This window comes from Mesorhizobium sp. M0601 (assembly GCF_040320845.1).
In the GTDB taxonomy this organism is placed as follows: Bacteria; Pseudomonadota; Alphaproteobacteria; order Rhizobiales; family Rhizobiaceae; genus Mesorhizobium.
In genome coordinates this window covers 67,793-86,073 of the sequence record NZ_JAMYQK010000007.1, presented here as the reverse complement: position 1 = coordinate 86,073, position 18,281 = coordinate 67,793, and the positions used below count along the sequence as shown (strand labels likewise).

The following is an 18,281-nucleotide window of genomic DNA, read 5'->3' as shown; positions in this document are numbered from 1 at the left end:
TGCTCTGCCGTCGAGTTCCTCTGTGTCTTCCGTGTGAGACTCGCCCCAACTAATTTATCATGCATTCAGTGCGCGACCATAGGCGTCGAGTACACTCTCCTTCATCATCTCCGACAGCGTCGGGTGCGGGAAGATCGTGTGCATCAGCTCTTCCTCGGTGGTCTCCAGATTCATCGCCACGACGAAGCCCTGGATCAGTTCGGTTACTTCTGCGCCGACCATGTGGGCACCCAGCAACTGGCCGGTCTTCTTGTCGAAAATGGTCTTGACGAAACCTTGGTCTTCGCCCAGCGCAATCGCCTTGCCGTTTGCGGCGAACTGGAAGCGGCCGACGCGGATGTCCTTGCCATCGGCTTTCGCTTTGGCTTCCGTCAGTCCGACCGAGGCGACTTGCGGATTGCAATAGGTGCAGCCCGGGATCTTCAGCTTGTCGATGGCATGCACGCCGGGGAAATTGGCGATCTTTTCCACACAGACCACGCCCTCATGCTCGGCCTTGTGGGCGAGCATCGGCGGTCCGGCAACGTCGCCGATGGCGTAGACGCCCGGCACATTTGTCTTGCCGTAGCCGTCGACGACGACGCAACCGCGGTCCGTCTTCACGCCGAGCGTCTCGAGGCCGAGGTTTTCGATGTTACCCTGTACGCCGACGGCCGAGATCATACGATCGGCGGTGATCTTCTCGACCTTGCCGTCCTTCATCTCGACATGCGCCGTGACCGAGTTAGTGCCCTGCTCGACCTTGGTCACCTTGGCTTCTAGAATGATCTTCATGCCCTGCTTCTCGAACTGCTTCTGCGCGAATTTCGAGACCTCGGCGTCCTCGACCGGCATCACAGCCGGCAGCAGTTCGACCACCGTCACCTCGGCGCCCATGGTGCGGTAGAACGAGGCGAACTCGATGCCGATGGCGCCCGAGCCCATCACCAGCAGCGATTTCGGCATCTCTTTCGGCACCATGGCCTCGAAATAGGTCCAGATCAACTTGCCGTCCGGCTCGATGCCGGGCAATGCGCGCGGCCTCGCTCCGGTCGCCAGAATGATATGCTTGGCGCTGTAGGTGCCCTCGCCCTTGACGCCCTTGGGCGCCGGCGGCTGCGGCTCCATCGGCTTCTTCGACGATTTCGACACGACGATCTCGCCAGGTTTGGTCAGCTTGGCTTCGCCCCAGATGACGTCAACCTTGTTCTTTTTCATCAGGAAGCCGACGCCGCCGTTGAGCCGCAGCGAGACCTTTCGCGAGCGATCGACGACGGCGGCTGTGTCGACGCTGACCTTGCCATCGATCTTCAGGCCGTAGTCCTTCAGATGATCCGAATAGTGCATGATCTCGGCGGAGCGCAGCAGCGCTTTGGTCGGAATGCAGCCCCAGTTGAGGCAGATGCCGCCCAAGTGCTCGCGCTCGACGATCGCCGTCTTGAAGCCAAGCTGGGCCGAACGCACTGCAGTGACATAGCCGCCGGGGCCGGAGCCGATGATGATGACGTCGTAGTTCTCAGCCACGGCTTTCTCCTTCACAATTCCAACATGAGGCGCACGAGCGGCGCCAGCGCTTGCCCGACGTTCCGCGTGTTTTCCGCGTCCAGGTGGACGCCGTCGAGCGGCGTGGTTTTGGCCACCGTGCCGGCATCGAAGAAGCCGCAGCCGGCCTCGTCGGCAAGGGCGGAATATTGCGGCGCCAGCCGCTTTGACGCGTCATCGCCGCCGGCGAACATTTCCTTGAACTCGGCGTTTTCCGTGCGGCTGACTACGGGCGGCGCGACGATCAGGATCTGCGGCGCCGGCCAATCGAACGGGTAATCGTGACCGCGCACGATGTCGATCAGGCGTTGCATGCCTTGTTTGGCCGCGACCGGATTACCGTGAATCCACGGCTTCATATCGTTGGCTCCGAGCATGATGACGATCAAGTCGATCGGTGCGTGCGTCGTCAGGATTGTTGGCAACAGCCTTGCGCCATTGCGGTCCGCCCCGGCCAAGTGATCGTCGAAGGCGGTGGTTCGGCCATTCAGGCCTTCGGCGATGACCTCGACGCCGCTGCCCAATGTTGCCTGCAGCACGCTCGGCCAGCGATCCGCCGGCGGATGACGGCCGAGGTTTGCCGCGTCATAGCCCCAGGTAAGCGAATCGCCGTAGCAGAGGACCGTCTTCATGTGCCTGCCCCGCCGAAACCTGGTTGCGAGCGCGCCAATCGCCAGCGCACGAAAAGCCACTGGACCAGCACTGTAGCGATGCCCGGCAGAACGAGACCGGCGACTACGGGAAGATCGCCCGACCACTGGCTCTTGCCTGGGGGCTGGGAGAAAGTCCAGCCGATCAGGGCAACTCCAACGAGCACAAAAAACGCTACCCCTATGGTCGCCGTCAGCTTTGTTGCCCGTCGTGGGTCCGACATGAATTGTGCGATGAAGAACGCGACCGTCACGAGGACGGTGACGAGAACCGAGATCATGAACACAAGGATGTACTCTACGTCGGCATTGGTGGCGACGGCGAGCCACTGCGCCACCAATCCGCCCGCCAAACCGGAAAGAAAAAAGGCAAAAAGGCTGGTGAAGAATTTCCGCACCGCCCTGTTCCCCTCTCTTAAACCAGCATGCCCATCGGGTTTTCGACCATGCGTTTGAAGGCGACGAGCAACTCGGCGCCGAGCGCACCGTCGACGGCGCGGTGATCGGTCGACAACGTCACCGACATGATCGTGGCGATCTTGATCTCGCCGTTCTTCACCACTGCGCGTTGCTCGCCGGCGCCGACCGCCAGGATCGTCGCATGCGGCGGGTTGATGACGGCAGAAAAATCCTTGACGCCGAACATACCGAGATTGGACACCGCCGTGGTGCCGCCCTGATATTCTTCCGGTTTCAGCTTGCGACTACGGGCGCGGCCGGCAAGATCCTTCATCTCGTTGGAGATGACGGACAGCGTCTTTTCGTCGGCACGCCGGATGATCGGGGTGATCAGGCCGCCGGGGATCGATACGGCAACGCCGACATCGGCATGCTTGTGCTTGACCATGGCGTTTTCTGTCCACGACGCATTGGCGTCCGGTACCGCCATCAGCGCCATGGCCAGAGCCTTGATGACCATGTCGTTGACCGAAAGCTTGTAGGCCGGCGTTTCGCCCTTCTCGGTCTTCTTCACCGGGGCGGCCGCATTGATCTGCGTGCGCAGGGCCAGAAGCGCGTCGAGCTCGCAGTCGAGCGTCAGATAGAAATGCGGGATGGTGGTTTTGGCCTCGACCAGCCGCCGCGCAATGGTCTTGCGCATATTGTCGTGGGGGACCAGCTCGTAGGAGCCTTCGGCAAACAGTTTGAGCACCTGCTCGTCCGACATTGCCTTGGGCGCTGCGGCCGCAGGTGCCGGAGCGCCAGCGGGCGCCGCTTTTGCTGCTGGTGCCGCCTTGGCGCCGCCACTGGAAATTGCGGCATCGACATCGGCCTTTACCACGCGGCCGCGGGGGCCGGAGCCTGTCAGCGCCGCGACATCTATACCAGCTTCGCTGGCGATGCGCCGGGCCAGCGGCGAGGCGAAGATGCGCTCACCGTTTGCGTGGCCGTTGGCGACCGGCACCGCTTCCGCCTCAGGCGCAGGTGCGGCAGGCTCCTGCTTCGACGCTTCGGGTTTTGATGTTTCCGCTTTGGCGGCTTCCGCTTTCGGAGCCTCAGCCTTTGCCGGCGCGGCGCCGTCACCGCTTTTCGCGGCGGCCGCCGCATCCTCGCCCTCAGCCGCCAACACCGCGATCAGCGCATTGACCTTGACGCCTTCAGTGCCGGCCGGAACCACCAGCTTGGCGACCGTGCCTTCGTCGACGGCTTCGACTTCCATCGTTGCCTTGTCCGTCTCGATCTCGGCAATCACGTCGCCCGGCGAGACCTTGTCGCCTTCCTTGACCAGCCACTTGGAAAGGTTGCCCTCTTCCATTGTGGGCGAAAGCGCCGGCATGGTGATGTTGATCGGCATTTTGTCCTCCCGCCCTGCTCAGCGATACGTGACGGCTTTGACCGCCTCGACGACCTCGCCGACATTGGGCAGCGCCAGCTTTTCGAGGTTCGCCGCATAGGGCATCGGCACGTCCTTGCCGGCAATTGTAATGACCGGTGCATCGAGGAAATCGAAGGCGCGCTGCGAGACCTGATTGGCGACATGGTCGCCGACCGAGTTCTGCGGAAAGCCTTCCTCGACCACCACGAGGCGATTGGTCTTTTTGACCGAGGCGATGATCGTGTCGAAGTCGAGCGGGCGGATGGTGCGCAAGTCGATTATCTCGGCATCGATGCCCATGCCGCGCAACTCCGCCTCGGCCTTGATCACGTAGGTCATACCGATGCCGAACGAGACGATGGTCACGTCCTTGCCGGATTTGTGAATGCGCGCCTTGCCGATCGGCAGCACGAAATCGTCCATCTTCGGCACGTCGAAGGAGTGGCCGTAAAGGATTTCGTTCTCGAGGAAGATGACCGGGTTCGGGTCACGGATCGCCGCCTTGAGCAGACCCTTGGCGTCGGCGGCGGTATAGGGCATCACCACCTTCAACCCGGGAACATGGCTGTACCAGGCGGCATAGCATTGCGAATGCTGCGCGGCGACGCGGGCAGCCGCGCCGTTCGGGCCGCGAAAGACGATCGGGGCGCCCATCTGGCCGCCGGACATGTAGAGCGTCTTGGCGGCTGAATTGATGATCTGGTCGATCGCCTGCATGGCGAAGTTGAAGGTCATGAATTCGACGATCGGCTTCAGGCCGGCCATCGCCGCGCCAACACCAACGCCGGCAAAGCCGTGCTCGGTGATCGGCGTGTCGACTACGCGCCGCGGACCGAATTCCTGCAACAGGCCTTGTGTGATCTTGTAGGCGCCCTGGTACTCGGCGACTTCCTCGCCCATGACGAAGACGTCGCCGTCGCGGCGCATTTCCTCAGCCATTGCGTCGCGCAACGCTTCCCGCACCGTGGTCGAGACCATTTCGGTGCCGGCCGGGATGTCCGGATCGGCGGCAATTTCCAGCCTGGGTGCGGCGGCAACAGGTGCTGCCGCTTCGCTCTTGGCCGGAGCAGCAACGGGGGGCGGAGCAGCCGCGGGCGCTGCCGCTTGCGACACGACAGCCTCCTCGCCGATGCCTTCGCCCGCCTCGTCGATGTCTTCGCCATCGACGGCCAGCACAGCGATCAGTGTGTTGACCTTGACGCCTTCGGTGCCGGCAGGAACCACGATCTTGGCAAGCGTGCCGTCGTCGACGGCTTCGACTTCCATCGTTGCCTTGTCGGTCTCGATTTCGGCAATGGCGTCACCGGCCGCGACCTTGTCGCCTTCTTTCTTCAACCACTTCGAAACATTACCCTCTTCCATGGTCGGCGAGAGGGCGGGCATGAGAATTTCGATCGGCATGTCCTTGCCCTCTCGTTAAAGTACGATGTCGGTCCAGAGCTCGGACGGATCTGGCTCCGCGTCGTTCTGGGCAAATTCTGCGGCGTCGGCGACAACGTCGCGGACTTCCTTGTCGATGGCCTTGAGTTCGTCCTCGCTTGCCCATTTCTTATCGAGCAGCCGCGCCTTGACCTGCTCGATCGGGTCACGTTCGGAGCGCATTTTCTGCACTTCTTCCTTGGAGCGGTATTTAGCCGGATCCGACATCGAATGGCCGCGGTAACGATAGGTCTGCATTTCGAGAATGAGCGGCCCGTTGCCGGCGCGGCACCATTCGGCGGCGAGGTCGCCGGCTGCCTTTACAGCGCGCACATCCATGCCGTCGACCTGGATGCCTGGAATCTTGAAGGACGCGCCGCGGTGCGAGAAATCCGTCTCGGCCGACGAGCGCGAGACCGAGGTGCCCATGGCGTAGCGGTTGTTCTCGATGATGTAGATCACCGGAAGCTTCCACAGCGAGGCCATGTTGAAGCTTTCGTAGACTTGGCCTTGATTCGCCGCGCCATCGCCGAAATAGGTCAGCGTCACATTGTTGTTGCCTCGATAGCGGTTGGCGAACGCAATGCCGGTGCCGAGCGACACTTGCGCGCCGACGATGCCGTGGCCGCCGTAAAAATGCTTCTCCTTGGAGAACATGTGCATCGAGCCGCCCTTGCCTCTGGACAGGCCGCTACGGCGCCCGGTCAGTTCGGCCATGACGCCGCGCGGCGACAACTCCATGGCCAGCATATGACCATGGTCGCGATAGGCGGTGATCATCTGGTCGCCATCGATCAGCGCCATCTTCATGCCGGTAACGACCGCTTCCTGCCCGATGTAGAGGTGGCAGAAACCGCCGATGAAGCCCATGCCGTAAAGCTGGCCGGCCTTTTCCTCGAAGCGGCGGATGAGCAGCATGCGCCGGTAGGCGGCAAGCTCCTGGTCTTTGGTGAATTCAACAGGCTTTGGGGTGGAAAGGCCCGGCGTTTTGCCGTCCGATTTGGATTTGGCAGGCGCTTTTCTGGTGGCGGTGGCCATGCATCACTCCCTGTTGGCGTCTCTTGGCGGACAGCGAGGGAGATCAGTTCTCCCACCGATTTGAGGCAGGCTAACATGCAGGGAAGGCTTTCGCCATGCCGAAAACGCATGGCTGTCATGCATCTAAGCAATTAAAATCATTGCAAATATCACCGATTAACTGAAATCCGGTTATCTTGCAACCGGCAGCATGATGGTGATCTCGTCCGCGTGGGACAGATTAAGCGCCTTGCGCGCCTGCTCGTCCAGCATGTCCTTCTCCAGGGTGCCCTCATGCATCAGCTGAACGCGGCGCTCGAGATCGATCCGGCGCGCCCTGACGGCATCGAGCCTGCCCTGCAATTCGGCAGTCTCAGCTTCGAGCTGATACTTGGAATAGATGCCGAACTCGCCATGATAGGCATGGAAGCCGAAATAAGTCAGGAACACCACGCAGAGCGAGGGGATGATCAGCCGGCCGGTGTTTCTTTGCTTGTGCTGGCGTGTCCACATGGTCCGAATCCTCTACGCCGCCTTTGTCGCCCGATTGTGCTTAATGGACGGTTACAGCCTGTTGGATTCAGAGCCAGGAAGCAAAAAAGGGCGGGAATGTCCCCGCCCTCGCCGCCACGGATTTTCTCTCGAAATCAGCTTTTCACGATCGACTTGCCGGCATATCGCGCCTGCTTGCCGAGCTCCTCCTCAATGCGGATGAGCTGGTTGTACTTGGCCATGCGATCCGAGCGTGACAGCGAGCCCGTCTTGATCTGCCCGCAATTGGTAGCAACGGCGAGGTCGGCGATGGTCGAATCCTCGGTCTCGCCCGAGCGGTGCGACATCACCGCGGTATAGCCGGCCTTGTGCGCGGTCTCGACGGCGTCGAGCGTTTCGGTAAGCGAGCCGATCTGGTTGACCTTGACCAGGATCGAATTGGCGACGCCCATGCGGATGCCGTCGCGCAGCCGCGCCGTGTTGGTGACGAACAGATCGTCGCCAACCAGCTGCGTTTGCTTGCCGATGAGATCGGTCAGTATTTTCCAACCGTCCCAGTCATCCTCCGCCAGGCCGTCCTCAATGGTGATGATCGGGTAGTCGGCAGCAAGTTTGGCCAGATATCTGGCCTGCACCTTCGGGTCGCGGGTTTTCCTCTCGCCTTCATAGACGTAGTTGCCATCCTTGAAGAATTCGGTCGCCGCGCAGTCGAGGCCCAGCGCAACCTCCTCGCCGGGCTTGAAGCCAGCCTGCTCGATCGATTCCATGATGAAGTCGAGCGCGGCCGGCGCGCTCTTCAGGTTGGGGGCAAAGCCGCCCTCGTCGCCGACATTGGTGTTATGGCCGGCGTCCTTCAGCTTCTTTCGCAGCGTATGAAAGATCTCCGAGCCCCAGCGCACGCCGTCGCGCAGCGTCGGCGCGCCGATCGGCAGGATCATGAATTCCTGGAAATCGATCGGGTTATCGGCATGCGCGCCGCCATTGATGATGTTCATCATAGGCACCGGCAGCACATGGGCCTTGGTGCCGCCGACATAACGATAGAGCGGCAGGTCGGCCGCTTCGGCCGCAGCCTTGGCCACAGCCAGCGACACGCCGAGGATGGCATTGGCGCCGAGCCGGCTCTTATTGGGCGTACCATCGAGCTCGATCATGGTCTGGTCGATATGGATCTGATTCTCTGCCTCCATGCCGCCGATCGCCTCGAACAGCTCGCCGTTCACCGCCTCGACCGCCGTGAGCACGCCCTTGCCGAGATAGCGGGGGCCGCCATCGCGCAGTTCGACCGCCTCATGCGCGCCGGTCGAGGCGCCGGACGGCACCGCGGCGCGACCCATCGAGCCGTCTTCGAGCACGACGTCGACCTCGACGGTCGGATTTCCGCGGCTGTCCAGGATTTCACGCCCGACAATGTCGATGATGGCCGTCATTGCGATGTCCCCGATTGATCGATTGAAGCGTCGCGCACCTCTTAGCCAAAGCGCCGCAAAACGCAATCGGGGCACTTGCAAATATTGCCCGTGCGCTACGGATTCACGAAGCACGAAGCGCTGTCATCATTTGTCATACGCGGCATGCCGGTTTCTGGTTTATGGCTGTTGTCGCGCGGGGCGAAACAGGAGGAGTTTCGCCATGTCCCAGTTGAGCGGTATTGTGAGTTTATTCCTGATCGCGGCTGCGTTCCTGACGTCGTGCGACAATCAGCAACCCCCGCAGGGATCGTCGCCTTTGCCGGCCCTGCAGATTGCGCAGTAGCATCCCGCCACATCGAAAGGCCCCCGATTTCCCGGGGGCCTTTTTGATTCCAGGAGACTTAGTCAGTGCCAGTAAGGTCAGTGCCAGTAAGGCTCGACCTTGTAGTAGTTATATGAGGCATCACGCGCGGCCTCGCCGTCGGCGCCGGTCAACTCGTTGATCGAATAGGAAGGAGCGGCCATCAGCTGGTCTTTGGTGAACGGCACGACATAGCCGCCCTTGTTCTCGTCATAGTCAAGGCTCGCCCACGGAATGGCGTGGTATTTCTCGCCGATGCCGAGAAATCCACCAAAACCGATCACGGCAAACATGATTCCGTTCGACAGCTTGTCGAGCATGACGTCCTCGATGTCGCCGATATGAGTGCCTTCCGTATTGTAGACCGATGTGCCGATAACCCGCGAAGCGGCGATGGCTTCGGTGTGTCCCGTCTGGGTCGTCATGGTGTGCTCCTCGTCGTCGTTGACATTAGATTTTGACAATGAGGGCCGCGGGCTAAGGTTCCAGGCAGGTTCGAAATTCTTCAAAGTTTCCTGGCGGCGCTGCTGTGGCGCAACTGCTGGTTCAACCCACGCTTTTGGCAACGCGATCGAACGCCATCAGCCGTTCAAGCAATGCGGGAAGATCCTTTAGCGGCACCATGTTGGGACCGTCGGAAGGCGCGTTGTCGGGGTCCTGGTGCGTCTCGATGAAGACGCCGGCGACGCCAACCGCGACGGCCGCGCGCGCCAGCGTCTCGACAAAGCGCCGGTCGCCTCCAGACGAACCGCCCTGCCCACCCGGCTGCTGCACGGAATGGGTGGCATCGAAAATCACCGGCGCGCCGATCTCGGCCATGATCGGCAGCGCCCGCATGTCGGACACCAGGGTGTTGTAACCAAAGGATGCGCCGCGCTCGGTGACCAAGACATTGGCGTTGCCGGAGCCGATGATTTTGGCGACGACGTTCTTCATGTCCCACGGCGCGAGGAATTGCCCCTTCTTCACATTGACCACCTTGCCGGTTTTTGCCGCAGCAATCAGCAAATCGGTCTGGCGGCTGAGGAAGGCAGGAATCTGCAGGATATCGGCATGAAGCGCGACGATCGCGCATTGTTCCTCAGTGTGGACGTCGGTCAGGATCGGCAAGGCAAAATTCTTGCGCAAGTCGTCGAAGATCGGCATTGCCGCTTCAAGTCCCGCGCCGCGCGTGCCGCCAAGCGAGGTGCGATTGGCCTTGTCGTAGCTGGTCTTGTAGACGAGCCCAATGCCGAGCCTGTCGGTCAATTCCTTTAGCGCACCGGCCATGTCGAAAGCGTGCTGCCGCGATTCCAGCTGGCATGGACCAGCGATCAGCGATAGGGGCGCGCTGTTGCCGAAAATGACTTTGCCGACCGCAACGGAAGAGTTCGGCATCAGTGGATTGAGCTTGTTCATGCGATCTCCCGGAAAATGAAGGCTGCGCCCTGCCCTGGCGCCGGCGGCACGATGGTATCACCGCCGCGCATGTGGTGTTCCACAGAATTGGCTGCAAGCAGCTTGGCGACGGCATCGCCGTGCCTAATCGAAAAGACGATCCCGGCAAAGCGGAGTTCAGATGGTGCGCCGGCAGGAATGCCGAAGCGTGCCGAATAGGCTGCAGGATCCAGAACGGTCACGACGGCATTCGGTAGCTCATAGACAGTGCCGCCGCCCTGCGCCTCGATTCCGGCTGCGATCGAAATCAAACGGCCTTGTTCGAAAGGTTCGCCAGTGACTGCCACGACTTCGACAATGCCGGTTGCGCCATTAGCGTGGGCCTGCAACGCAGTGCGGTCGACGTTCGGCGCATTGATCCGCTCGCAGGCGAAGAGAAAAGCGTCCGCTGTCTTGCCTGTAGCCGCGAAGGCCAGTTTGAACGATGCGGTATCGCTCTTTCCCGCCGCATCGGTGAAGGCGCGCGAAAAGCTTAGCGCGTCTCCCGCCGACAGACCGGCTTCCATGTAGCGCGCGTGGTCCGCGGCGGCGCTTTCGGTGCCCAGCGCCACGGCAGAAAATCCTTCATCGCCGTTTTCTTCGCGATACGTGCGATCACGCACGACAAAGACATTGCGGTTCGCGATCGCCGTTGCCACGGCCTGCCGGTCAGCGACCGCGAGCGGCTCGAGATAGGTGCCGTCGGTGAGAAAGACACAGCAGTTTTGCGTTCCGAAAGGGTGGATACCTGTCGGCGCAACGGTAAAGCCGAGCAGGGCCAAGCGCGCCCGCGCAACATCGAGGCTTGCTGTCGGCAGCACCAGGTGATCGAGCGGATGAGGCCTTGCGGGGGTGTTTTCGGTCATGTCCCGCGCGATGTGCCTCATTCCTGAAAATGGTTCAAGGGCTTAGCCGGTGCCTCAGCGGCGATCGCAGGCCTCGGCCGCGAGGAGCCGACTTGCCGCCCGCAAAAATCATCCTAGCTCATTGCTATGGGAAGAGACCTTTTCATCGCCCTAGCCGTTATTGCGATAGCAGTTATCGCCGTGCTGATCTGGAACGCGCCAAAGCGGCCGGGCGTCGATCCGACCGAAACCTCCGCGGCTCAGACGGAGTGAAGCGGGCTACGGCGCGGAGCCCCTCCGCGACGTCAAATCTGCCTTGGGAGGCGGTCAACTTGCAACGATGTCGGCCGAATAGCGTAATTCGCGCAGAGGTTTGACCCGGCTGGTCGTCTCTGCATAGAGCGGATGCGCCTTGTAGGCGGCGAGCGCCGCTTCGTCCTCGAACTCGGCGTAGACGACCACATCGATCTCATCCGAGAGCGGGTCGACCTTGGTGTTGAGCGTTACCTCGAAATGACGCGAATGAGGTATCTTGCCAAGCGCCAGGAGGCCCGTGCGCACTGCCTCGACATCCGCTTTATGCCGTGCGCTGAAGAAAACGATATGCCGGATCAACCCAGCCTCCTCGACCGTTGGACCGGCGTTCTTTTGTGTCAGCGGCAGCGTGCCGTCAATCGGCAGGTTTGTCGCGTCTGCGAACCGTAGGTGCGAAGAGAAACTACACCATGCTCGTTACATAGTGCACGATGCGGGTCACCTCCCTGACCGTCCTGTCGAGGTAGCGGCCTTGGTTGTAAATGCCGTCCCAGATCAGGAAAAAGGTGACGGTCGTGATGACGATGACATAACGCATGACTAAAACTAGCGCATATGGACGGTTGCAACCATAGCGATTCCAACGCTGCTGGGGACCCTTCCCCGAATTTAATGGCCTTTGTGGTCTGTCTGCTGCGATGCTTGCTGGCCAGAATGGCGCTACCGCCACAGGGCGCCTTGGAAAGATAACCCCGCTCGGCTTCGACGACCGCTTCCCGCCTCGATCGACCGACTGCCACACCATTATTCCGGCGGGATTTCGACGGACGCGCTGGATCCGGTCATGCCGCCGTCAAGCGGCGTTTCGCACCACCTGCTTGAAGAGGCCCCCTGTCTCAAACGGATTGGCCGTATCGGGGCAGTATCTTAACGCTGAGACAGTTTCGAGCCGACGTTCAAATCCTCGCCTCAAAGAGTGATGCGGTATTTTGCAAAGCCCGCTTCGCCCTCGCCCGCCGGCTCGATCTTCAGCGACTTCACTTGCGCAATAAACTCCTTCGCCTTGGCGCCGGTCTCGAATACGACGCGGGTTCCCGGCAGTGGCGCAAACGACCAGTTGGCGTCCGCCGACGGGTTGATGGTGCCTTTGCTGACGATATAGCGCACGATCACATCGCGGTTGGTGTCGGGCGCTTCGTAGATGATCTTCGAGGCATTGATCTCCGGGAAATTGCCCCCGCCGCCGGCTCGGTAGTTGTTGGTGGCGACGACGAATTTCCGCTTGGGGTCAATCGGTTTGCCGTCGAACATCAAGTCAATGATGCGGGTCGAGCCAGCATTCACCAGCCCGCCCTTCGAATCATATTTCGGTGGCTGCGACAGATCGATCTTGTATGTGACGCCGTCGATCACGTCGAAATTATAGGATGGGAAGTCAGTGTTGATGAGCGCCTGGTCGGCTTTGCCCGGTTCGATCCGGTTGAAGATGCCGGCCGACATTTCCAGCCATTCCTTCACCTCTGCCCCGGTGATTTCAACGGCGCGCACCGTGTTTGGATAGAGGTAGAGATCGGCGACGTTCTTGATGGCGATATCGCCCACCGCCACGTCGGTGTAATAGTCGGCGCCGTTGCGCCCGCCGGCCTTGAACGGTGCCGCCGCCGACAACAGCGGCATATCCTTCCACTCTGTGTTCTTCAGGATGTCCTTCAAATACCAGGTCTGCGCCTGGCTGACGATCTGCACCGATGGATCATCGGCGACTAGCGCAAAATAGGAATAGAGCGGCGCCGAGGTTTTGCCGACCGGCCGGCGCACATAGGCAAGCGTCGCCTCGTGGTCCTGTTTGAGCGCGTCGATGATGCGCTGGTCGTCCGCGACGGTCGGCTTGTTCGTTTTGTCGACCCGCTCAAAGACCGGCCTGGCCTCAGAGGTCGCCGAGACGATTTTCCACGTCGATCCGTCGCGCTCCAGCAACAGATCGATCAGCCCCATGTGCGAGCCCCAGAAGCCGGCCATGACGGCGGGCTTGCCTTGCAACGTGCCTTTCGCCGTATCGACGGCTTCCAGCGACTGAAAGTCCTTCTTGCCGGGGAAGACCAGATGCTGGTGACCGGTGAACACCGCATCGATACCTTCGACACCGGCAACGAAGAAGGAGGCGTTCTCCATCATGTCACTTTGCTTCACGTCGATGCCGGAATGGGAGAGCGCAATGACGATGTCGGCGCCTTCTTCCTTCATTTGCGGCACCCACGCCTTGGCCGCCTCGACGATGTCGCGTGTTTTGACGCTGCCCTCGAGATTTTTCAGGTCCCAGACCATGATCTGCGGCGGCACGAAGCCGATGATGCCGATCCTGATCGGTTGCTCGGCGCCCGACCCGTCTTTGATCTTCCTGTCGAGGATGACGTAAGGCTTGAGATAAAGCCTGTCGTCGCGCGGGTTCGCGGCGAGCTCCGTGCCGCGGATCAAATTCGCGCAGACAAACGGGAAGTTGGCACCGGCCAGCACCTTGTCCATGAACGACAGGCCGTAGTTGAACTCGTGGTTGCCGAGGGTCGAGCATTCGTAGCCGAGCAGGTTCATGCCCTTCATGACCGGATGCAGATCGCCATCCTTCATCCCCCTCTCGTAGGCGATGTAGTCGCCCATCGGGTTGCCTTGCAGAAGGTCGCCATTATCGATCAGCATCGCGTTGGTTGCTTCCTTGCGCACGGCTTCAATCAACGATGCCGTTCGCGACAGCCCCATCGTGTCGTTAGCTTTGTCGGCGTAGTAGTCGTAAGGCAGCACATTCACGTGGATGTCGGTCGTCTCCATAATCCTCAGATGCGCCTGATTGGCTTGAGCCCGGGCGGAGAACGGGTGCAGCATGATCAGCGCTCCGCTGGCGGCGACGCCGGCGAGGAAATCGCGGCGTGAGACGAGGTGGCGCAATTGGGACATTCGTTTTCTCTTTCTTCCACGACGTGACAAGTCCTGCCCGAAGCAAAGCTTCGCGCCGAAATCCAGTCGAGTCCAGAAGCCGATTCCATCAAGAGGAGGTGACGCGCCGATGAATGTCCGGCAGCGAACAATCAGCCCTTGTCGTCGTCGCCCTGCGTGATCAGCCGCGCGCTGCGCTGACCGGTGAAGTAGATCCATAGCCAACTCAGGGAAACCGCAAGCCGGTTACGAAAGCCGATCAGGAAGTAGATATGCGCCAAGCCCCATAGCCACCAGGCAAGCCGGCCGGTAAGCTTGATCCAGCCGAAATCGATGGCCGCGGCGCGCTTGCCGATCGTCGCCAGGTCGCCGTCATGCCTGTAGCTGAAAGGACGCGGTGTCGTGTCACCGGTAAGCCTTGCCTTGATCGTCGCGGCGACATGCCGTCCCTGCTGCTTGGCGGCGGGCGCGACGCCCGGCACCAGCCGGCCATCCGGCCGCAGGACGTGCGCTGCGTCACCGATGACGAAAATCTCCGGGTTTCCCGGCACACTCAAGTCGGGCTCGACAAGCACCCTGCCCGCGCGGTCCGCTGCTGCGCCGAGCCATTCGGCGGCCGGCGAAGCGGCGACGCCCGCCGCCCACAGGATTGTCCTGGCCGGCAAATGTGTGTCGCCGAAGACGACACCCTCGGCATCGCAGCGCGTAACCGCCCGGCCGAGTTCGACGGTCACGCCGAGCCGTTCGAGCGCCTTCGTTGCATAATCGGAGAGTTCGGGAGCGAAATTGGTGAGGATGCGGTCACCGGCCTCAATCAGCACCACACGCGTCTGCCGCGTGTCGATGTTGCGGAACTCGCCGCGCAGCGTGTCGTGCGCCAGCTCGGCAATGGTGCCGGCCAGTTCCACGCCGGTCGGCCCGCCGCCGACGATCGCCAGGGTCAGCAATGCCTGGCGCTGGGCGGGATCGGTTTCCCGCTCGGCCTGCTCGAAAGCCAAAAGAATACGCCGTCGAATGGTGGTGGCGTCCTCCAGCGTCTTCAGGCCAGGGGCGAACGGTTCCCATTCGTCATGGCCGAAATAGGCGTGCCGCGCGCCGGTGGCCAGCACCAGCGTGTCGTAAGCGACCGTGCCGCCGTCCTGCAGCAGCACGCGCTTGCCGGTGCGGTCGATGCCGGTAACGGTGGCGAGCAGCGTCGTCACGTCCTTGCGCCTGCGCAGAAGATGGCGGATCGGCCAGGCGACTTCGGAGGTGGCCAGCGCCGTCGTCGCCACCTGGTAGAGCAGCGGCTGAAAAAGGTGATGATTGCGCCTGTCGATCATCGTGATACGCACCGGCGAGCCGGCTAGTGCGCGGGTGAACTCGAGGCCGCCGAAACCGGCACCTACGACGACGACGTGATGGTTGGCTGTGTTCATCTCGCTCATCCCTCTCGCCAAGGCTGATGTAAGTATCGTTGTGCAGTGCAGCAATGCCTGCGCTGCAACTACCTGGGAGTCGTCGCTTGATGTCGTGAATACGCATGCTGCGGACTCGTTCCCGGATATAGCCTGCGTCCAGGATACTACTTGGTTGGAACTGTATATTGCAGGTGAAGCATGGCTAGCGATGAAGACGAAGGCTCAGCGCAGTACGCCTCGCCGCCTTGTTTTATGCACGAGCTCGATCCGGAGTTCCAAGCGCCGCTATCCGACTGGACCGACGTAAGGCGCTGGCGCAAGGCCGAGCGCGAGCGGTTGATCGCATCCCGCCTTGCCGTTTCAGCCGACACGCGCGCAGCTATGTCGCAGCGTATTGCCGAAGGGCTCGACGCGGTGATCGGCGACATCGCCGGCCGTTTGGTCAGCCTCTACTGGCCGTTTCGCGGCGAGCCGGACCTGCGCCCTTGGATGGAAACCGTTAACGCGCGAGGCGGGCGCACGGCGTTGCCCGTCGTCGTCGAGAAAGACCGGCCGCTTGTCTTTCGCGCCTATGCCCACGGAGACCGGCTGGAGAAGGGCGTCTGGAATATCCCGATACCGGCTGACGGTGATCCGGTGTTGCCCGACGTCGTCATTTCGCCGATCGTCGGCATCGATCCCGGGCAGTTCCGCTTGGGTTATGGCGGCGGCTTCTTCGATCGCACGCTTGCCGCGATGCCGTTCAAGCCGCTGGTCATCGGCGTCGGCTACGAGTTGCAGCGCATCACCACCATCTACCCGCAGCCGCACGATATTCCGATGGACCGTGTGGTGACTGAGGCATCCAAGGCCTAGGCGAGTTCGGGGCCTAGGCGAGTTCAGGCTTCATTCCCACGGCTGTGCGATCGACGATTTCGCGCAAGGCAAAGGACGAATTGATCTTCGTCACATGCGGCATTGCCGACAGCCACTCCTTGTGGATACGTTCGTAGTCGACGAGATCCTTTGCCGCTATGCGCAGGATGTAGTCATATTCGCCCGACATCAAATGGCAGGACAAGACGTTCGGGCAGCGCTTTATCGCTGCCTCGAAATCCGACAACGTCTTCTCGAATTGCCCGGACAGCGATATATGCACGATCGCCGTCATCTGGTGCCCAAGTGCAGCGTTGGACAGCCGGGCGTGATAGCCGCGGATGGTTCCGGATTTCTCCAGATTGTCCAGCCGCCGCGAGCAGGCCGACTGGGACAGGCCGACCTTCTCGGCGAGCGCTGCGTTGGGTATCCGCCCATCCTTCTGCAACGTCTCGAGAATGGCGATATCAATCCTGTCGAGCGGCATTTTTGCGGGTTCCTGCGACAATTCTAATGTTTCGCGCAACGATTATCGAACAGTGGCTTCTCAGGCAAGCGCATTCGCAAACACTTACCGAACGATTCGTGGTTCACTATCTCTAGACAGGGAACGAGCCCCAAAGGGCCGGATCAGGAGAAGAACGATGCGCATCGGCTGCCCCCGGGAAATCAAGAATCACGAATATCGCGTCGGCCTGACGCCGGGTTCGGTCCGCGAATATGTCGCGCATGGCCATGAAGTGTTGATCGAGACCGGCGCCGGCGCCGGCATCGGCGCCGACGACAACGCGTATCGTGCCGCCGGCGCCACGATCGCCAAGACGGCAGCCGACGTTTTTGCCAAGTCCGACATGATCGTGAAGGTCAAGGAGCCGCAGCCCAACGAATGGGTTCAGCTCCGCGACGGCCAGATCCTCTATACCTATCTGCATCTTGCCCCGGATCCGGAGCAGACCAAGGGCCTGCTGGCCTCCGGCGTGACCGCGATAGCCTACGAGACCGTCACCGACGAGCGCGGCGGTCTGCCGCTCTTGGCGCCGATGTCGGAAGTTGCCGGCCGCCTGTCGATCCAGGCGGGTGCAACGGCGCTGCAAAAGGCCAATGGCGGCCGCGGGGTGCTGCTTGGCGGCGTGCCCGGCGTGCTCCCCGGCAAGGTAACCGTGCTCGGCGGCGGCGTCGTCGGCCTGCATGCTGCACGGATGGCCGCCGGCCTTGGCGCCGACGTCACCATCATTGACCGCTCGATCCCGCGCCTGCGTCAGCTCGACGACATCTTTGGCGGCCGCGTCCACACCCGCTACTCGACCGTCGAGGCGCTGGAAGAAGAATGTTTTTCGGCTGACATCGTCGTCGGCGCCGTGCTGATCCCGGGGGCAGCAGCGCCCAAGCTGGTGACGCGCGAGATGCTGTCGGGCATGAAGAAAGGCGCCGTGCTGGTCGACGTCGCCATCGACCAGGGCGGCTGCTTCGAGACCTCGCACGCCACCACCCATGCCGAGCCGACCTATGAGGTCGACGGCGTCATCCACTATTGCGTCGCCAACATGCCGGGTGCGGTGCCGGTCACCTCGGCCCACGCGCTCAATAATGCGACGCTGCATTATGGCCTGCAGCTCGCCGACAAGGGCCTCAAGGCGCTGGTAGACGACCACCATCTGCGCAACGGGCTGAACGTCCACAAGGGCAAGATCACGAATCGCGCGGTGGCCGAAGCGCTCGGTTACGAGCTGGTCGAACCGAAGGCCGTTCTCGCCGCCTGAGCTGTCCGTATCTGCCTCTCCAGTGCCCATCGGAGTCGTCCGACGGGTTTTTCTTATGTCGAAAAACTGAAAAGTGTCGGGCGCGCGGAATAACCGGACAACAAAAAAGCGGAGCCAAAGCCCCGCTTCCTCGGTAG

At 61.5% G+C, this 18,281-nt stretch carries 18 protein-coding genes; 2 read left to right on the top strand and 16 right to left on the bottom strand.

From position 1 onward, the window contains the following. Positions 1 to 57 precede the first annotated feature (57 nt). The 15 genes from lpdA to NKI41_RS09755 form a co-directional block, all read right to left on the bottom strand. Positions 58 to 1,503, bottom strand: a complete 1,446-nt coding sequence (lpdA, locus tag NKI41_RS09825) for a dihydrolipoyl dehydrogenase (protein WP_352471838.1) — start codon at positions 1,501 to 1,503, stop codon at positions 58 to 60. Between the two features lie 11 nt (positions 1,504 to 1,514). Beyond that, positions 1,515 to 2,153 (bottom strand): SGNH/GDSL hydrolase family protein, encoded by a 639-nt coding sequence (locus NKI41_RS09820; protein ID WP_352502931.1) that lies wholly within the window; start codon positions 2,151 to 2,153, stop codon positions 1,515 to 1,517. After that, positions 2,150 to 2,569: a hypothetical protein gene (locus tag NKI41_RS09815; protein ID WP_352448942.1), complete on the bottom strand. Its 420-nt coding sequence runs from the start codon at positions 2,567 to 2,569 to the stop codon at positions 2,150 to 2,152. Before NKI41_RS09815 ends, NKI41_RS09820 begins: the two co-directional genes overlap by 4 nt. Positions 2,570 to 2,586: 17 nt before the next feature. Then, positions 2,587 to 3,963 (bottom strand): pyruvate dehydrogenase complex dihydrolipoamide acetyltransferase, encoded by a 1,377-nt coding sequence (locus NKI41_RS09810; RefSeq protein WP_352682703.1) that lies wholly within the window; start codon positions 3,961 to 3,963, stop codon positions 2,587 to 2,589. Between the two features lie 18 nt (positions 3,964 to 3,981). Beyond that, the gene (locus NKI41_RS09805; RefSeq protein ID WP_352542001.1) at positions 3,982 to 5,385 is read right to left on the bottom strand and encodes a pyruvate dehydrogenase complex E1 component subunit beta; all 1,404 of its coding nucleotides are present in this window, start codon (positions 5,383 to 5,385) and stop codon (positions 3,982 to 3,984) included. 15 nt (positions 5,386 to 5,400) lie between these two features. After that, complete coding sequence (pdhA, locus tag NKI41_RS09800; RefSeq protein ID WP_352502934.1) at positions 5,401 to 6,441, bottom strand: pyruvate dehydrogenase (acetyl-transferring) E1 component subunit alpha; 1,041 nt, start codon at positions 6,439 to 6,441, stop codon at positions 5,401 to 5,403. A gap of 171 nt (positions 6,442 to 6,612) precedes the next feature. Then, entirely contained in the window at positions 6,613 to 6,933 is a 321-nt protein-coding gene (locus NKI41_RS09795; protein WP_023675088.1) for an FtsB family cell division protein, read from the bottom strand. 134 nt (positions 6,934 to 7,067) lie between these two features. Further along, positions 7,068 to 8,342, bottom strand: coding sequence for a phosphopyruvate hydratase (gene eno, locus NKI41_RS09790; protein WP_352471834.1), 1,275 nt, complete (start codon positions 8,340 to 8,342; stop codon positions 7,068 to 7,070). A 402-nt stretch (positions 8,343 to 8,744) separates the two neighbouring features. Next, the gene (locus NKI41_RS09785; RefSeq protein WP_023675091.1) at positions 8,745 to 9,110 is read right to left on the bottom strand and encodes a PRC-barrel domain-containing protein; all 366 of its coding nucleotides are present in this window, start codon (positions 9,108 to 9,110) and stop codon (positions 8,745 to 8,747) included. Between the two features lie 121 nt (positions 9,111 to 9,231). Then, entirely contained in the window at positions 9,232 to 10,083 is an 852-nt protein-coding gene (gene kdsA, locus NKI41_RS09780) for a 3-deoxy-8-phosphooctulonate synthase (RefSeq protein WP_352542000.1), read from the bottom strand. Next, positions 10,080 to 10,967 (bottom strand): VOC family protein, encoded by an 888-nt coding sequence (locus NKI41_RS09775; protein WP_352541999.1) that lies wholly within the window; start codon positions 10,965 to 10,967, stop codon positions 10,080 to 10,082. The genes kdsA and NKI41_RS09775 overlap by 4 nt, the downstream gene beginning before the upstream one ends. Before the next feature lie 306 nt (positions 10,968 to 11,273). Continuing rightward, complete coding sequence (locus NKI41_RS09770; RefSeq protein ID WP_254817185.1) at positions 11,274 to 11,561, bottom strand: Dabb family protein; 288 nt, start codon at positions 11,559 to 11,561, stop codon at positions 11,274 to 11,276. A 103-nt stretch (positions 11,562 to 11,664) separates the two neighbouring features. Further along, positions 11,665 to 11,799 (bottom strand): hypothetical protein, encoded by a 135-nt coding sequence (locus NKI41_RS09765; RefSeq protein WP_292655342.1) that lies wholly within the window; start codon positions 11,797 to 11,799, stop codon positions 11,665 to 11,667. Positions 11,800 to 12,170: 371 nt separating this feature from the next. Then, complete coding sequence (locus NKI41_RS09760; RefSeq protein WP_352682700.1) at positions 12,171 to 14,150, bottom strand: bifunctional 2',3'-cyclic-nucleotide 2'-phosphodiesterase/3'-nucleotidase; 1,980 nt, start codon at positions 14,148 to 14,150, stop codon at positions 12,171 to 12,173. A 131-nt stretch (positions 14,151 to 14,281) separates the two neighbouring features. Then, entirely contained in the window at positions 14,282 to 15,547 is a 1,266-nt protein-coding gene (locus NKI41_RS09755) for an NAD(P)/FAD-dependent oxidoreductase (RefSeq protein WP_352613578.1), read from the bottom strand. A gap of 180 nt (positions 15,548 to 15,727) precedes the next feature. On the opposite strand from NKI41_RS09755, the gene NKI41_RS09750 reads away from it, so the two are divergent. Beyond that, positions 15,728 to 16,384 (top strand): 5-formyltetrahydrofolate cyclo-ligase, encoded by a 657-nt coding sequence (locus NKI41_RS09750; protein WP_352471829.1) that lies wholly within the window; start codon positions 15,728 to 15,730, stop codon positions 16,382 to 16,384. Positions 16,385 to 16,397: 13 nt separating this feature from the next. Here NKI41_RS09750 and NKI41_RS09745 read toward each other — a convergent pair whose 3' ends face one another. Next, positions 16,398 to 16,871, bottom strand: a complete 474-nt coding sequence (locus NKI41_RS09745) for an Lrp/AsnC family transcriptional regulator (protein ID WP_023675099.1) — start codon at positions 16,869 to 16,871, stop codon at positions 16,398 to 16,400. A gap of 157 nt (positions 16,872 to 17,028) precedes the next feature. Between NKI41_RS09745 and ald the strand changes: the two genes are divergently transcribed. Then, positions 17,029 to 18,144: an alanine dehydrogenase gene (ald, locus tag NKI41_RS09740; protein ID WP_352502940.1), complete on the top strand. Its 1,116-nt coding sequence runs from the start codon at positions 17,029 to 17,031 to the stop codon at positions 18,142 to 18,144. Positions 18,145 to 18,281 lie beyond the last annotated feature (137 nt).

Coding starts and splice junctions, on each gene's coding strand:
- NKI41_RS09820 (WP_352502931.1), bottom strand. CDS start 2,153: ATGAAGACGGTCCTCTGCTACGGCGATTCGCTTACCTGGGGCTATGAC.
- NKI41_RS09810 (WP_352682703.1), bottom strand. CDS start 3,963: ATGCCGATCAACATCACCATGCCGGCGCTTTCGCCCACAATGGAAGAG.
- NKI41_RS09805 (WP_352542001.1), bottom strand. CDS start 5,385: ATGCCGATCGAAATTCTCATGCCCGCCCTCTCGCCGACCATGGAAGAG.
- pdhA (WP_352502934.1), bottom strand. CDS start 6,441: ATGGCCACCGCCACCAGAAAAGCGCCTGCCAAATCCAAATCGGACGGC.
- NKI41_RS09795 (WP_023675088.1), bottom strand. CDS start 6,933: ATGTGGACACGCCAGCACAAGCAAAGAAACACCGGCCGGCTGATCATC.
- eno (WP_352471834.1), bottom strand. CDS start 8,342: ATGACGGCCATCATCGACATTGTCGGGCGTGAAATCCTGGACAGCCGC.
- NKI41_RS09785 (WP_023675091.1), bottom strand. CDS start 9,110: ATGACGACCCAGACGGGACACACCGAAGCCATCGCCGCTTCGCGGGTT.
- kdsA (WP_352542000.1), bottom strand. CDS start 10,083: ATGAACAAGCTCAATCCACTGATGCCGAACTCTTCCGTTGCGGTCGGC.
- NKI41_RS09775 (WP_352541999.1), bottom strand. CDS start 10,967: ATGACCGAAAACACCCCCGCAAGGCCTCATCCGCTCGATCACCTGGTG.
- NKI41_RS09765 (WP_292655342.1), bottom strand. CDS start 11,799: ATGCGTTATGTCATCGTCATCACGACCGTCACCTTTTTCCTGATCTGG.
- NKI41_RS09760 (WP_352682700.1), bottom strand. CDS start 14,150: ATGTCCCAATTGCGCCACCTCGTCTCACGCCGCGATTTCCTCGCCGGC.
- NKI41_RS09755 (WP_352613578.1), bottom strand. CDS start 15,547: ATGAACACAGCCAACCATCACGTCGTCGTCGTAGGTGCCGGTTTCGGC.
- NKI41_RS09750 (WP_352471829.1), top strand. CDS start 15,728: ATGGCTAGCGATGAAGACGAAGGCTCAGCGCAGTACGCCTCGCCGCCT.
- NKI41_RS09745 (WP_023675099.1), bottom strand. CDS start 16,871: ATGCCGCTCGACAGGATTGATATCGCCATTCTCGAGACGTTGCAGAAG.
- ald (WP_352502940.1), top strand. CDS start 17,029: ATGCGCATCGGCTGCCCCCGGGAAATCAAGAATCACGAATATCGCGTC.